Source organism: Paenibacillus vortex V453 (assembly GCF_000193415.1).
GTDB classification, from domain to species: Bacteria; Bacillota; Bacilli; order Paenibacillales; family Paenibacillaceae; genus Paenibacillus_AQ; species Paenibacillus_AQ glucanolyticus.
The window spans coordinates 203,521-218,030 of record NZ_ADHJ01000001.1 but is presented as its reverse complement, the minus strand read 5'-3'; the positions used below and the strand labels follow the sequence as shown (position 1 = coordinate 218,030).

Sequence of the window (14,510 nt, the reverse complement as noted above, 5' to 3'; positions counted from 1 at the left end):
ATTACCCTGGACCCAACCATGCATGCACCTCTCTTACAACGCCTCTTTAATTATCCGTTTATAGAACAGCACCGATAACAGCCCGAATATGGAATACAGTGCCGTATACAGCAGCATAACCATAACCATGGGCAGCCACAGCTCGGTTCCGAAGAAGAACCAGCCGGATTTAACGGCGAAGTAACTATGGAACAGGCCAACGATCAGCGGAATGCCGAAGTTGAACAGCTGCTTCATCTGAATGCCCTTCAGCAGGTTGCCCTGAGTGAAGCCGAGTTTTCTCAGAATGGTATAGTTCGCTTTCTCTTCTTCCCCTTCATCCATTTGTTTGAAGTACAGGATGCAGCCGGAGGTGATCAGGAAGGTGAGTCCAAGGAATCCCACGATGAACATCATCAGGCCCATGTTGCTCTTCTGGTTCATTATCAGCTCACTCTGGGACAGGTTCCCGGTAGACTCACTAATGCCGAGATCCTTGAAGATCTGATTGGCTTGATCGATGGCGATCGGGTCGACAAGGTCGATACCATAGTAGACATTCGTTTCCTTCTGGATCTTCGGATCCAGATCCTGGGCCAGCTTGTCAAAGACGGTGTGGTCCACAATCGCTGCCGGCAGACCTCCGCTGGCAAAATAATAGGATACATAGGAGTCCTTCTCCAAGCCTATCAACTGCTGTTTTATTTGCTGGTTAGGGCTTGTCAGCTCAATATCCCCCGTGGCCTGAATCGACATAAACTGTTGAATTGCATCGCTGGATCCCGTGAACAGCGTCTCCTCAGGAGAAACATCGATTCCTTCCACACTCTCGTCGCTGATGACCGGTATGACCATTGGTTGCTGTTCTCCTGGACCTGATACGACCTCCAAGTTGGCCCCAATCACCTGAGAAAGGTCAGCATTCACTTGAATAACGTCACGTTTGGTCTGCTTGAACTCTATATTCTCGTCGGTCAGCGCTTGGATATAAGCAGCCAGATCGTTGGAATTTGCTACCGTAAAATGATTGGGTACGCTCTGCCGTGCTGATTTCTCCGCGGAGTAGTAAGAGATGTAGCTGAGGGACAACAGTCCGATCGCTAACGCGGATACGGTCGTTATGATCGTTAACAGCAGTGCGTTGGATTTCATGCGGAACATGATGGAGGAGAGCGACAGCACTTCATTCACGGATAAGTAACCGCCCTTGCTCTTCCGGATCGCGTTGAAAATAAAACTGACGGATCCTTTATAGAATAAATAGGTTCCGATAATGACCGATCCCAGGATCAGGATCATCGCCATGAACAGCTCGTTCATGGAGGTGAAATCCCCGCTGAACAGCTTGGTTGACACATAATAACCGAGAAGAATAAGTCCGATTCCGAGCAAGCCGAATAACATTTCGAGGAAGGACATCTTCTTGATCTGATTCTCCGTTGTAGATACCGCACGGAACAGGGACAGAATGCTCTGCCGCTGGATGAACGTATAATTCATGATCATGATCAGCACATAGATGACGGCAAACACAATGACGGTTTGGATCAGCGCTTCGGTGGAGAAGGACAAGGCGGCTTCAGCGTCAACACCGATAACCTTGAACAAAATCATCAGGATCAAGCGGGAAGCCGCAAATCCGGCAAAGATGCCAATCACCATGGAACCGAAATACAGAATCAGGTTCTCCGCGCTCAAGATTCGGAATATCTTGCCTTTGGTTAAGCCGATGAGCTGAAACAACCCGATTTCCTTGCTTCGCCGTTTAATGAAAATCGTGTTGGCATACAGCAGGAAAATCGCAACGATGGCCACAAGCAGCACCGAGGCGGCTCCCACAGCTGCAGCGCCCTTCACAGATCCCTTGGCCTCATCCGTGGCCGGATCATATTGCAGCGTCACAAAGGCGAAATACAGACCCACGCTGAAGATGAGGGCAAAGACATACAGATAATAATTTTTAATATTCTTCTTCAGATTCCGGTAGATCAGATAATTAATGTTCATTCTGAACACCGCCTAGCACGCCCTGAGTCTTGATGATGTCATTGAAGAAGGCCTGCCGGGACTGCTCGCCCTTGTTCAGCTGGGTATAAATCTGTCCGTCCTTAATGAAGACAACCCGGCTGCAATAGCTGGCGGCCACAGGATCATGAGTAACCATGATGATGGTGGAGTCGATCTTCAGATTCAGTTCGCTTAATTTGTTCAACAGATCGGAAGCGGACTTCGAGTCCAGCGCTCCGGTCGGCTCATCTGCAAAAATAATGCTGGGATCGTGAATGAATGCGCGGGCCGCTGAAGTCCGCTGCTTCTGTCCACCGGATATCTGATTCGGATATTTGTCCTTGAGTTCGTATATGCCAAGCTCGGTTGCTATTTTTTGAAACCTCTGGTTCGCATCTTTTTTGGATACCTTCTTGATGGATAGCGGCAGTAGAACATTTTCTTTGACAGTCAGCGTGTCCAGCAGGTTGTACTCCTGAAAAATAAAGCCCAGATGGTGCTTCCGGAATTCGGCCAGTTCCTTCTCTTTCATGCCAGTAAACTCTTTGCCTTCGATTTTTATGCTGCCAAGGCTCACTTTATCGATGGAAGAGAGCACGTTCAGCAGCGTGGTTTTCCCTGAGCCTGATGCGCCCATGATGCTGACGAACTCGCCTTTATCCACACGGATATCGATGCCCTTCAGCACCTCCTGTTTATTGAATTTATTGCCGAAACTCTTATGGATTTGGTTTGCTTCCAGAATTGCCAAGTTCCTCACTCCTTTGTTTACTGTCCTTATCATAAAGGAGCGGCAAGGGCCTTTTCCTTCGATTCGCCGAACAAAGTGCAAAAGCATGTGACATTGTTGTCACATGCCGATAATCCTCACAACATCGTTCTTCTTCGGAAAAATTAAAGTGAAGGTTGTGCCTTTGCCTGGCTTCGATTCCACCTGAATGCGGATCAATAGGGCATTGGCTGCCTTCTGTGTCAGATACAGCCCCATGCCGGTTGCCGCACGGTCCTGATGTAAGGTCGTGGACGTGAAACCTTTGTCAAAAATACGAGGCATGTCCTTCGGATCGATGCCGCGTCCGGAATCCCGAATGATGAGTCTAACATGGTCATCCACGAGCTCACTCTGCAAGGCAATATCCGATGCAGAGCTGTATTTAACGGCATTGGTCAGCAGTTGACGGATAATGAAGCCCAGCCATTTCGTATCGCTCAGCACCTCCGTTACCTGCAGGGAGACGTCAAAACCGATGCCTTTTTGCATGCACCAGGATTTGAGTGCCCGTATCTCCTGGAAGATGATCGGCTCAAGCGCGGACACCTCAATATGGAGATCGTTCTGGATAAAGGGGATGCGTTTTTGGTGCAGCTGCTGGTCCAGCAGCAGGTGGATGCGGAGCCATTCGTACTGTAGCTGTCCTTTTAACGTCTCATCCTCTATGCGCTCGATCATCAGCTGCATGGTGGTAAGGGGCGTTTTCACTTCGTGGATCCAGGACAGCAGCTCATCCTTCTCCTCTTCCATCTCCATCAGGCGGATGGAGGATTCCCTCTTAAAGCGCTCGGCCTGGAGGGAGAGCATGTCCATGGCAATTGCTTCAAAGGGATGCTCCGGCTCGGTGATGGCGGCTAAGTCGAAGGTGTCATCCCATGCCCGAAGGCTTTTGTAGAATTTCGTCTCCCGGTTGTATCTGACAATCAGAAACACCATGAAGAGCATAGATGACAGAAACACAATATAGAGAATGGGCAGGAACGGGATTTGGGAATCCACAGCGGCAACAAACAGAAGCAGCAGCTGCAGGAACAGAAATAACAGAATCCAGCTTAGCCGTTCCCGAATATAGGCAAGGATCATGCATGAGCCTCTTCTGTCGCGATATATCCTTGTCCCACCTTGGTTTCGATGTAAGGATCAAGGCCAAGAGGCTCCAGCTTCTTACGCAGTCGATTCACATTCACCGTTAACGTGTTATCACTGACAAAATGCTCATGGTCCCATAAACTCTTGATCAGCTCCTCCCGGCTGACGATCTGATTCTTCCTCTCCATGAGGATCTTTAGAATATACATTTCATTCTTCGTCAGTTCGACCGTGCCTTGAGGGCTGCTAATGGTATTCTTGCCGAACTCGACGGTTGCTCCGCGCCAGGCTCTCAGCTCTGTTCGTTCGGTGCTGTAGTTGTAAACCCGGCGCAGGGTGGCCTGGATTTTGGCAATCAATACATCAAAGTGGAACGGCTTCTGAATGAAATCATCCGCTCCCAGCTGCATGGACATCACCATGTCGGTAGGATGATCCCGTGAAGACAGGAAGATAATCGGGACGTTCGAATGGGATCGAATCATCCGGCACCAGTGAAATCCGTCGAATTTGGGCAGCTGGATATCGATAATGACAAGATCCGGCTGTACGTCTGTGAATTCCTGGAGTACACTGCTGAAATCCTTGATGCCATATACGTCATAAGACCATTGCGAGAGCCGTTCCTGGACTTCATGGAACAGGGTCGCGTCGTCTTCGATAAGCATAATTTTGAACAAAAGATTCACCACGCTTTATAAGGTTGTCCAAAAAAAGCCGGGGCTCTCGGAAACTTCCCGTTGCTGTAGATGGGCCTTTTAGTTTTGGACTTTATGTAATCGGCACTTCATTCCCAGTGTATAGCAAAAAGGGAGCAAGTGCCATCCGGTGGATGAACATAAGCGCATGCGTAGATGACGAGGCTGAATTACCTATTTACAAACATTTCCTATCTCCCGATAATAGATATGAGCCTATGACCTGGGAGGGGACAATATGAATATGCATAAGAAGTTTAAATGGTTGACCGTACTCGTTGCAGCTATGCTTGTCATTATGACAGGGTGTCAGTCCGTGGGAGGTTTGGATATCAACAAGGCGATGCTTACAAGTCTTGATGTTAAATCCAGTGAATCCAGTGCAAGCATTCGATTCGAGGCGGTGCCTGCCGACCGGGCCCTGTCGTCTGAAGATAAAGAAGCGATTGAACTTATTAATTCGTTATCATTGAATGTGGATCGTGCCATCGTCCAGGATGCCAACACCGTGTCCATTCAGGGCAGTGTGCATTATTTGGACAAGAAGATTCCGCTTCACTTGTCCATGGATCCCAAAGGAATGGCGATTCAACTGGAAGGCGCCAAGCTGCCGTTCTATCTCTCAATGGATACAACGGTTCCCGGAATTCCTGACACCAGCCAATACGAGCAGGCGATTCAAGACGTAGTGAAGAAGGCGGCCGGGCTTGTACTGAAGCATTTTCCGAATCCGACAAAAATTGCTGTGAAATCTGCCCAGGAGAAGGTGAATGGGGAGAGCTTGAACCTGACGCATCTCCATATGGAGCTGACCGGGGAAGAGATATTGACGATGTTCAAGCCTTTTGCAGAGAGTCTCATGAAGGACGAAGCAGGCTTAAAGCAGTTGATTGGTGATGCCTATGATGCCATTTATCCGATGATGGTTAGCATCGGTGAGGCTTACGGGGAAGATGTGGAGCTCTTGCCGCAGGAATCCAAGGAAGAGGTTGTGGCTTCGCTCTACGAAATCGTTCATGGCAGCTTGGCCGAATTGACGGAGAATTACGATGAACAGAAGGAACAGCTGTTGGAGGAGTTCCCAGGAGGCGATACCGTCTTCGGTAAGGATACGGTTCTCAAGCTGGACTATTACTTTGACGAGCAGCTTAACACACGCAAGAACGCTGTGGAACTGACTGTCGCACTTCCGGCTTCCGAAGACATGCCCTTGAAATCCTTCAAGGTGTACTCCGAGGGCGAGGTATGGAATATCGGCAGTGCGGTGAAAGCCAATAAAGTGGATACATCCAAGGGCGCTTTGGATGTCCTGAGCGAATCGGTGACACCAGGCCAGGTGCTGCGCAATTTCGAGAAGAATTCAACGATTTATAACGTGCTGAAGGATGATTTGAAGATCACGCACAGATCGCTGTATCTTGATACGAACGAGGATCTCGTATACCCTGTGATCAAGAAGAACAATCAGACCTTTGTTCCACTTCGTTACCTGACCAATCGTCTTGATGCCGAAGTGAAGTGGGCGAAGGGCTCCAAGAACATTACGGTCATCAATGATCTGACAGGAGAGGAAATCAAGCTGACGGTAGGTTCCCAGAAAGCGACTGTAGGCGGTAAAAGCGTGACCCTGCAGGCGGCTCCGTTTGTCCATAGCGACGGATCTACCTACGTTCCGCTCCGGTTTATGGCGGAAGCCCTCGGGGCAACGCTTCATCTGGAGGGCGATGGCTGGATTATCATTGAGCGTGATTAAGCGATAACCCATTTCGATAACAGACGGACCTGTCGGTCGGCGAGTTAGAGATGGATACACAGGGAAGTATTGCCGGGGCTGTTTCCCGTCATCTTGGGATGGCGGGAAACAGCCCTTTTTGTCATGGTTGCTGATGTGTTATCAGCGGTTCTTACCGCATAATCGCAGGGCAAGGAAAAGGTATGGATACATCCTATCCTTCCTTCGCCCCATCAACTGTATCGGTACAGTTGGCGTTATTTCTAATCGTAAGGGTGCTCCTCCTGCCGTATGCTAACTTTAGCAGATGCAACACTCCAGGATTGCAATGCATACGAGAAAATAAAGGAGATCATGATTAATGAATACACCGCATACAGGCCGGGCCTATGCCGCAGCGTTAGGATATACCGTCATTATAGGTTTTTCGTTCATGTTTGTGAAAATGGCACTGATCGTATCCAACCCGCTGGACACGTTAGCGCACCGGTTCACCCTCTCTTTCATTGCCGCCGCACTGGCATTGCTCATCGCCCGCAGAAGAGTTCCGCTCCATCTGAAGCGACTGCTGGTTATTGTGCCCTTGGCGATATTCTATCCGTTTCTGTTCTTTACACTGCAAACCTTCGGTTTGGTCTACACGAGCTCAGCTGAAGCGGGAATTATCCATGCTACCGTTCCGATCTTTACGATGCTGCTGGCATCATTATTTTTGAAGGAACGCTCAGGATGGGCACAGAAGCTGTTTACCGTATTGTCGGTAACAGGGATTATTTCGATTTTCGTGCTGAAGGGCGTTTCCTTTGAAGCCTCCAGCATGCTCGGTATCGTGCTTATTCTGTTGTCGGCACTGTCTAATGCCATTTATAGCGTAATGGCCCGCAAGTTAACCCAGAAGCAGCCGGTGCTGGATATTACGTTCATCATGACGCTAATCGGATTCGTGCTGTTTAACCTGATGTCGGTTGTTCAGCATGCGGCCCAAGGAACGCTCATGCAGTATTTTGACCCGTTTGCTCATCCTTCCTTTGTATGGGCGGTCCTGTATCTTGGTGTCCTGTCTTCCCTGGGTACGTCCCTTCTGTCGAATTATGCCTTATCCCAGCTGGAAGCGTCGCGGATGAGCATCTTCAACAATTTGGCAACTGTAATCACCATCATTGGAGGTGTCTTCTTCTTGAACGAACAGTTGGCCTATTATCATTTCATTGGCGCAGGACTCGTTATTATCGGGGTGATTGGTGCCAGTTTCGCTGGAAGATCCAAGCGGGCTGCACCAACGGGACTGACCCCGGGTGAATCCAAATCCACTTAACTTAACACCAGTGTGTAGAATAAGTGTAGAGAAATTGTCGAGATCCGCCTTGTATGATTACATGCTGAACCATCTGTTTCCCATTAGCAGGTAGTCATAGCATTCATTTTTAGAACAGATGAAATCATACAAAGAGGTGGATCTATACGATGTGGAAGAAAGGAAGCATTCTGGTACTGGCACTCCTGCTGCTGTTTCAGGGGATGTTCGGTACGGGTGCAGGGTTTTATGATTCGGGTCGTGCATGGGCTGCACCAGCTGATCCGGTTGTGTCGGTGGATCCCTTGGATCCGGGCAACGGGAATGGACCTGCGGATTCGGTAACGGATGCGGTATATCAAGATCCGGGCCAGACGCAAGGGGTGAACGCAGGCGCAGGACAGAGCATTCTGACGAAGGTTACGATTAAGGACAAGAACGGTACGGTCATTGATTCGGTATACAATCCGGATCTGGGAGAGCGTATTGAGCTTGGCTCGGACGTGAGCTTGTCGTATGAATGGGAGCTGCCGAATGGGCATGATTACGTCGACGGCTCGACCTTTGAATTCGACATTCCGGGCGCCTTCAAAATTTATAACAGCTTTAACGGGAGTCTCCTTGCCGATGGCGGCGATGTGGGGACGTTCTCTGTATCGACGAGCGGCCATGTGGTGATGACCTTTAATGATCAGGTTAACAACTCCGAGGTACGGGGGACGCTGGAATTCCTCACCGAGATTAGCAAGGAGACCGTTAAGGGCAGCACGGAAGTACGAATCCCATTCCCGATCCGGGGCGGGGAGCAAGTGGCTATCCTGTATATCAAACCGGCAAAAGGCTCCCATCTGGACAAGAAGGGACAAGCCAATCAAGCGTCGAGCATCCTTTGGAGGATCGATGCGAACACCATCCTGCATCCGATTGACTTAGCGGTCATACAGGATCAGATTCCAGCAGGGTTAACCCTGGATGAGAGCTCTGTGAAGGTATACAAGCTGGACGTCAATATTGATGGAAGCACGGTACGCGGAGCGGAGGTGACGGCAGGGTTCAGCCTGAATACAGGTCCTTCTGCATTCACGATTGCTTTTGACCAGAAGATCACATCGGCTTATCGCGTGGAATATACGACGGCAGTAGGCAAGGGCGATGAGACGAGTTTCACGAATAACGCTGCATTATCGGGGAGCGGAATGCCGGACCAAACGGTGAACGCCACGGTGACAATCGATCGCGGAGAGCTGTTGACAAAGAAGGTTGCCAGCTATGACAAGGGCACCCGGACGATCGGCTGGAGTATCGAATACAATTTCCGTGAAAAAGAGATTTCCCGGCAGGATGCCGTTCTGGTAGACCGCTTCAACGGGACTCAGGAGCTGGAATCCGGCTCATTTAAGGTAAGACATGCCGGAACCGGAGGCGCGGAGCTGGTTGAGGGAACCGATTATATCCTGACACCTGTACAGAATGATAATGGGAAGAACGGATTTGATCTGTCCTTCCAAAGTGATATCGATTCCGGCTATATCATCACCTATAGGACCAAAACCGATGATCGCATCTATACCGATGAGACTGTGGCAAATACGGTTAAGGCCAATGGCGTAACGAAGACGGCTAGCCAGAAGCATGAGGCTGTTATCCTCAAGAAGTACAATAGAGCGGTGGATTACAACGCCAAAACGACAACATGGGAAATCAGCCTCAACGAAGACCAGTTCGATATGGACTCGGTGGTACTGACCGATACGTTCCCGAATGGCGGGTTAGAGCTGGTTGCCGGTACGCTGAAGGTGCTCCACGCAGATGGAAGTGCGGTTGATCCCTCCTGGTATACGGCGAAGGAAGACGAGCCTAAGAAAGGCTTCACGGTTACCTTCCATCAGACGTTCAACGAGACTTTGAAGGTGACGTACACCACGACTTTCAATAACGATTGGAAAATCGATAAGACCAAGTCCGAGTTCCGTAACCGGGCTCATCTGGCTTGGCTTGAAGGTACCCAGAACAAGACGATAACAAAGGACGCTGTGCTGAGCCCCGATAATTTAACGAAGACGAACGGGGACAAGAGCGGTGCATACAATCCGCGAACCAAGGAGATCTCCTGGACCATCCGGGCAAATTATAATAAAAAAGAAGTGGCACAAGCCGTCTTCACCGATAAGCTGCTGCAGAATCAGAAGTTTGTTCCAGGGTCGCTTCTCGTATATGAAATGAAACTGACGGGCGCTGCTAACGGGACAACTCGGGGAGATCTCGTAGACCCGATCCTGTATGATGCGGTGCTTCCGGATGAAGCTAATGGCAACGAGCTGCGGGTAGCGTTCAAGAACGCTATCAACAGCCCTTATCAGATTGTGTTCAAAACCACGTTAGACGGAGAGGTCATCGCAAGCGAAGTGTCGAATACAGGCATTTTTCTTGATGGCACAAGCAAGCTGGCGGAGTGGACGGCCAAGGTGAGCATTCCGCAAGGTGGCGAATATGTATTCAAGAACGGCGTGCAGAACGGTGAGAAGCTGAAGTGGACCGTCTATGTCAACCGCGGTCAATCTTATGTGGAAGAAGCCACGATTATGGATGAGCCCACAAGCAATCTCATCCTGGTGGAAGATTCGTTCCACGTCTACGCAACCACTGTTGCCGCGAATGGTGCGGTTTCCAAGGCAGCCGAGTTAGTGCGTGACCAGGACTACACGCTGGAATTCATCTATGGAGCGACCGAATACTTCGTGCTTCGCTTCAAGAACCCGATTGATAAGGCTTATATTGTGGAGTATGAAACACTGATTGATGCGGCAGACAGAGAAAAGGTGGGCAATAGCGTCTCCTTTGAGGGGCTTGGTATTACAACCGGTATCCGTGAGACTACACAGGAGATCGAAGTACGCATGTCTTCAGGCTCCGGCACCGGCTCCGGGGTCCGCGGCAGTCTGGAGGTCCTGAAAGTCGATAAGGATGATGCTGCTCTTGCCCTGGAAGGAGCCGTCTTCGTTCTTCGAGACCAAGAGGGCAAGCGACCAGCCGTGACACTGACAACCGATGCGGACGGCAAGGTGTTGTTTACAAAATTGCTGTATGGCCAATATGTTCTGGAAGAGACGGCTGCTCCGCAAGGGTATGTGATCGATCAGGCGACGACTACGGTTACGATCGATTCAAGCATTAAACAGACAGGCAACATCAAGCGAATCACCATCACGAACAGCAAAAAAAGCGTTCCACCCGGCCCTGATCCAGGTAACCCTGGTCCCGATCCGGGTAACCCCGGCCCCGATCCAGGCACCCCTGGTCCTGATCCAGGTAACCCGGGCCCTGATCCGGGCGCCCCTGGTCCCGATCCGGGTAACCCCGGTCCCGATCCGGGCAACCCCGGCCCTGATCCAGGCACCCCTGGTCCCGATCCGGGCACCCCGGGTCCTGATCCAGGTAACCCCGGTCCCGATCCGGGCAGCCCTGGCCCTAATCCGGGCAGCCCTGGCCCATCACCGGGAGGTCATTCCGATAACGGGACGCCGACCGTCCCCGGGGAGATTGTATCGCCCGGTGATCACGATGGGGTGGACAAGCCAGCCCATCCGGTTGACCCGGCAGTTCCGGGCGAAGTTGATCCAGAACCGATTCCTGTAGAGGAACCGGAAGAGGGCGCTTTGGTTAGCAATGAGATATCCAAGCCGGAAGATAAGCCGGCTCCACCGACGGAGCATGATGCGAATAGCGCCGATCCGGTTGATGAAACCAAACCGGACAGCGGGGCCGCCATGCTTCCGAAAACAGGAGAGAGCAATCCGCATCCACTCCAATTCGGAGGGCTTGCACTTATGCTCGCAGGTTTCTTCTTGAGTCGTCTGCGCAATAAGCGTCAATAATGGATGAAATCCCCTTCTCCTGCTGGTGCATGGAGAGGGGGATTTTGAATGTCAATTCATCCATAGGGAAGGACGGATAGAATGAGAAAACTCTCAATTGCTCTTATCGTGGTTGGGCTTCTCGTGTTCTTATATCCAATCCTTCGCGATTGGAATGGGGACCGCCAGCAGAAGGAATTGCTGAGGGAAGCCGCGCGATTAGAGGTCGAAGCTGAGCAGCGTTCTGTACAAGATTCCGCTGCTTATCAGTACATGGAATTGTCTCGCATCCTGGACGAGGGAGAGATGGCTGCTTCCGGACAAGAGGAGCCTGCTGATTATGAAGCCGGATCGCCCATCGGCATTATTCGGATTGATAAGCTGGATCTGGAGCTGCCCATTCTTGAAGGGGCAACCCAGTCTAACATGAAAAATGCAGCGGCTCGCGTTACGGGTACGGCGAAGCTCGGCCAAACCGGGAATGCAGCCATTGTTGCCCATCGTGCCCATAAGACCGGGCGGCTATTTAATCGGTTGAATGAGCTCACATACGGTGATGAGATCATTGTTATGACAGCAGGACGCGAGTTGGTTTATCGCGTGGATCAGATCTCGATTGTGGAACCAACGGATGTGTCCGTATTGGAAGGCAACCCTGATGAACAGAGGCTTACGCTGATTACTTGCGACCCTCTTTACGAGGCGACGCATCGTCTTATCGTCCAGGCTGAACGGGTATCAGGCTAGCAGATTGATTGTCGCAGATCTGCAAGAAGTGCTGCGGTATATGAAGTGAGATGAGACCTTAAGGGGCTTCCGGGAAATCTGTATGATTTTGGGGAAGTCCCTTTCCGTTTGTTTTTGGGCGATTGAACCCAGTGCTGCTCTTCTTGAGATTATGCCTCTATATTAGCAGGAAAATAGTTTGTAATATTAGGTGACACCTAATAAAATAAGGTGTGAACTAATATTGTGTGTGGAATGGAGGGGGACCCTTTGCTCGAATGGATGCTACGAAACGTTATGGCAAAGAGAGGGATATGGTCGGGAGCTGCGTTAGCGAGGCTGATGAAAGAGAAGGCCGATTACAGTCTTTCAGCGGCTTCCATTAGTGCATTGCTGACGAGCCAGCCCAGGCAGATGAAGGCAGCGACGTTAGATGCCCTGTGCACAACCTTAGAGTGTACTCCAGGGGACTTATGGGTGCATACACCTCCTTCTAAAACAAAGGGGGCATAAATGGATGACAGTAAAAGCTATAGTGCCATTCGGCGATCCCATTCTGCGAAAAGTCGCGCGGCCTGTTGATCCCGTGAATGCGAGGGCATTAAAGATACTCGATGATATGGCGGAAACGTTGTATGACAGCGCTGGCCGTGCCGGCCTTGCCGCACCACAAATCGGTATTTTGCGAAGACTTATTGTTATGGACTGCGGTGAAGGGTTGATTGAACTTATTAATCCTGAAATTGTGGAGATGAACGGTGAGCAGGTGGGCCCGGAAGCTTGTCTATCTTATCCAGGATATTACGGGTATGTGCAAAGAGCCCATCACGTTAAGGTGAAGACCCTGAATCGGCAGGGAGAGACGATCATCCTGGAAGGTGAGGATTACCTGGCGAGGTGTATGCAACATGAGATCGACCATCTTAATGGACTGCTTTTTGTGGACCATGTTCGGGATGGATGGCTGTACCATGAGGAGACTCATCGGCGCGTCGAGTTGTTCCCTGTTATTGGGTTATCCAATACAGGTTCGTAGCGCAATCATGAAGGCTGCCTAATGATGGTCGACAGCGATCCAAGCATGTCCCCGACTACTCATGTTTGCACAATGTGTACAAAAAAACGGTCGGAGCCTCTCCGACCGTTTTTGCGATGTGTTGTTTTACGATTCTTTTTTTGATATCGACAAATTTTCGAATTCTTGAAGGGATTGACGAACCAGGAATATCATGATATTATTATCTTAAATTAAAGATATATTAAATCGAAGTAATAATTCAAGATAGTCGTGCAAACAATTTATGATATGAGATGGAGGAATTTAAACATGAATGGATTAAAAGGAATTCACCACGTAACAGCGATTACAAGCAGTGCTGAGAAGAACTATGAGTTCTTCACTTATGTTCTGGGGATGCGTTTGGTGAAGAAGACGGTCAATCAGGATGATATTCGGACGTACCATTTGTTCTTCGCCGATGATAAGGGGAGTGCGGGAACGGATATGACCTTCTTTGATTTCCCGGGTATTCCAAAAGGAAGACATGGCACAGACGAGATTTACAAAACCTCATTTCGGGTTCCTAATGATGCGGCATTGGAATATTGGGTTCAGCGTTTTGACCGGATGGATGTGAAGCACCAAGGCATTCAAGAGCTGTTTGGCAAGAAAACACTTGCTTTTGTTGATTTTGATGATCAGCAGTATCAACTCATCTCCGATGAGAACAATGCAGGCGTGGCTTCGGGAACGCCATGGCAGAATGGACCGATCCCGCTGGAACACGCCATTACCGGACTTGGCCCGGTCTTTGTGCGGGTATCCAGCTTCGATCCCTTCAAGGAAGTGATCGAGAACGTGCTGCAGTTTACGGAAATTGCCAAGGAAGGCTCGCTTCATCTGTTTGAGGTTGGTGAAGGCGGCAATGGCGCTCAGGTGGTGGTTGAGTATAATGCGGTTCTTCCAAGAGCGCAGCAGGGTTTCGGAACCGTTCATCACGCTGCCTTCCGGGTAGAGGACCGATCGGTGCTGGAGCACTGGATCAAGCGTCTGGACGACTTCCAGTTCCATACATCCGGCTTCGTGGACCGCTTCTTCTTCCAGTCCCTGTACGCACGGGTGGCCCCGCAGATTCTGTTTGAATTCGCAACCGACGGTCCGGGCTTCATGGGGGATGAGCCGTATGAGACGCTGGGCGAGAAATTGTCCCTGCCTCCATTCCTGGAATCGAAGCGCGAGCAGATTGAGGGCATGGTTCGTCAGATTGACACGGTGCGCAGCACGAAGGAATTCGTGAAGGAATAAATATCGTGAGTCCAAGAAGCAATCCGGCTTGTTTATAACAAGCGGCGGATTGCT

The 14,510-nt window shown here is 50.2% G+C and carries 11 protein-coding genes; 7 read left to right on the top strand and 4 right to left on the bottom strand.

The window, feature by feature from the left end:
- Positions 1-33: 33 nt before the first annotated feature.
- From PVOR_RS00930 to PVOR_RS00915, 4 genes are all read right to left on the bottom strand, one after another.
- Positions 34-1,986 carry an FtsX-like permease family protein gene (locus PVOR_RS00930; protein WP_006207180.1) on the bottom strand — a complete coding sequence of 651 codons (1,953 nt, stop codon included), beginning with the start codon at positions 1,984-1,986 and terminating at the stop codon, positions 34-36.
- A complete protein-coding gene (locus tag PVOR_RS00925; RefSeq protein WP_006207179.1) occupies positions 1,976-2,737 on the bottom strand; it encodes an ABC transporter ATP-binding protein in 762 nt (253 codons plus the stop codon). Before PVOR_RS00925 ends, PVOR_RS00930 begins: the two co-directional genes overlap by 11 nt.
- A 99-nt stretch (positions 2,738-2,836) precedes the next feature.
- A complete protein-coding gene (locus tag PVOR_RS00920) occupies positions 2,837-3,841 on the bottom strand; it encodes a sensor histidine kinase (RefSeq protein WP_006207178.1) in 1,005 nt (334 codons plus the stop codon).
- A complete protein-coding gene (locus tag PVOR_RS00915; protein ID WP_006207177.1) occupies positions 3,838-4,527 on the bottom strand; it encodes a response regulator transcription factor in 690 nt (229 codons plus the stop codon). Before PVOR_RS00915 ends, PVOR_RS00920 begins: the two co-directional genes overlap by 4 nt.
- Before the next feature lie 256 nt (positions 4,528-4,783).
- On the opposite strand from PVOR_RS00915, the gene PVOR_RS00910 reads away from it, so the two are divergent.
- The 7 genes from PVOR_RS00910 (at position 4,784) to PVOR_RS00880 (ending at position 14,456) form a co-directional block, all read left to right on the top strand.
- Positions 4,784-6,298 carry a copper amine oxidase N-terminal domain-containing protein gene (locus PVOR_RS00910; RefSeq protein ID WP_006207176.1) on the top strand — a complete coding sequence of 505 codons (1,515 nt, stop codon included), beginning with the start codon at positions 4,784-4,786 and terminating at the stop codon, positions 6,296-6,298.
- A 340-nt stretch (positions 6,299-6,638) separates the two neighbouring features.
- Complete coding sequence (locus tag PVOR_RS00905) at positions 6,639-7,592, top strand: DMT family transporter (RefSeq protein WP_006207175.1); 954 nt, start codon at positions 6,639-6,641, stop codon at positions 7,590-7,592.
- 149 nt (positions 7,593-7,741) lie between these two features.
- Positions 7,742-11,446 (top strand): LPXTG cell wall anchor domain-containing protein, encoded by a 3,705-nt coding sequence (locus PVOR_RS00900; protein WP_006207174.1) that lies wholly within the window; start codon positions 7,742-7,744, stop codon positions 11,444-11,446.
- A gap of 81 nt (positions 11,447-11,527) precedes the next feature.
- Complete coding sequence (locus PVOR_RS00895) at positions 11,528-12,172, top strand: class D sortase (RefSeq protein ID WP_006207172.1); 645 nt, start codon at positions 11,528-11,530, stop codon at positions 12,170-12,172.
- A 249-nt stretch (positions 12,173-12,421) separates the two neighbouring features.
- Positions 12,422-12,664 (top strand): helix-turn-helix domain-containing protein, encoded by a 243-nt coding sequence (locus PVOR_RS00890; protein WP_006207171.1) that lies wholly within the window; start codon positions 12,422-12,424, stop codon positions 12,662-12,664.
- 4 nt (positions 12,665-12,668) lie between these two features.
- Positions 12,669-13,187, top strand: a complete 519-nt coding sequence (def, locus tag PVOR_RS00885; RefSeq protein ID WP_006207170.1) for a peptide deformylase — start codon at positions 12,669-12,671, stop codon at positions 13,185-13,187.
- 291 nt (positions 13,188-13,478) lie between these two features.
- Positions 13,479-14,456 (top strand): ring-cleaving dioxygenase, encoded by a 978-nt coding sequence (locus PVOR_RS00880; protein WP_006207168.1) that lies wholly within the window; start codon positions 13,479-13,481, stop codon positions 14,454-14,456.
- Positions 14,457-14,510: the final 54 nt, after the last annotated feature.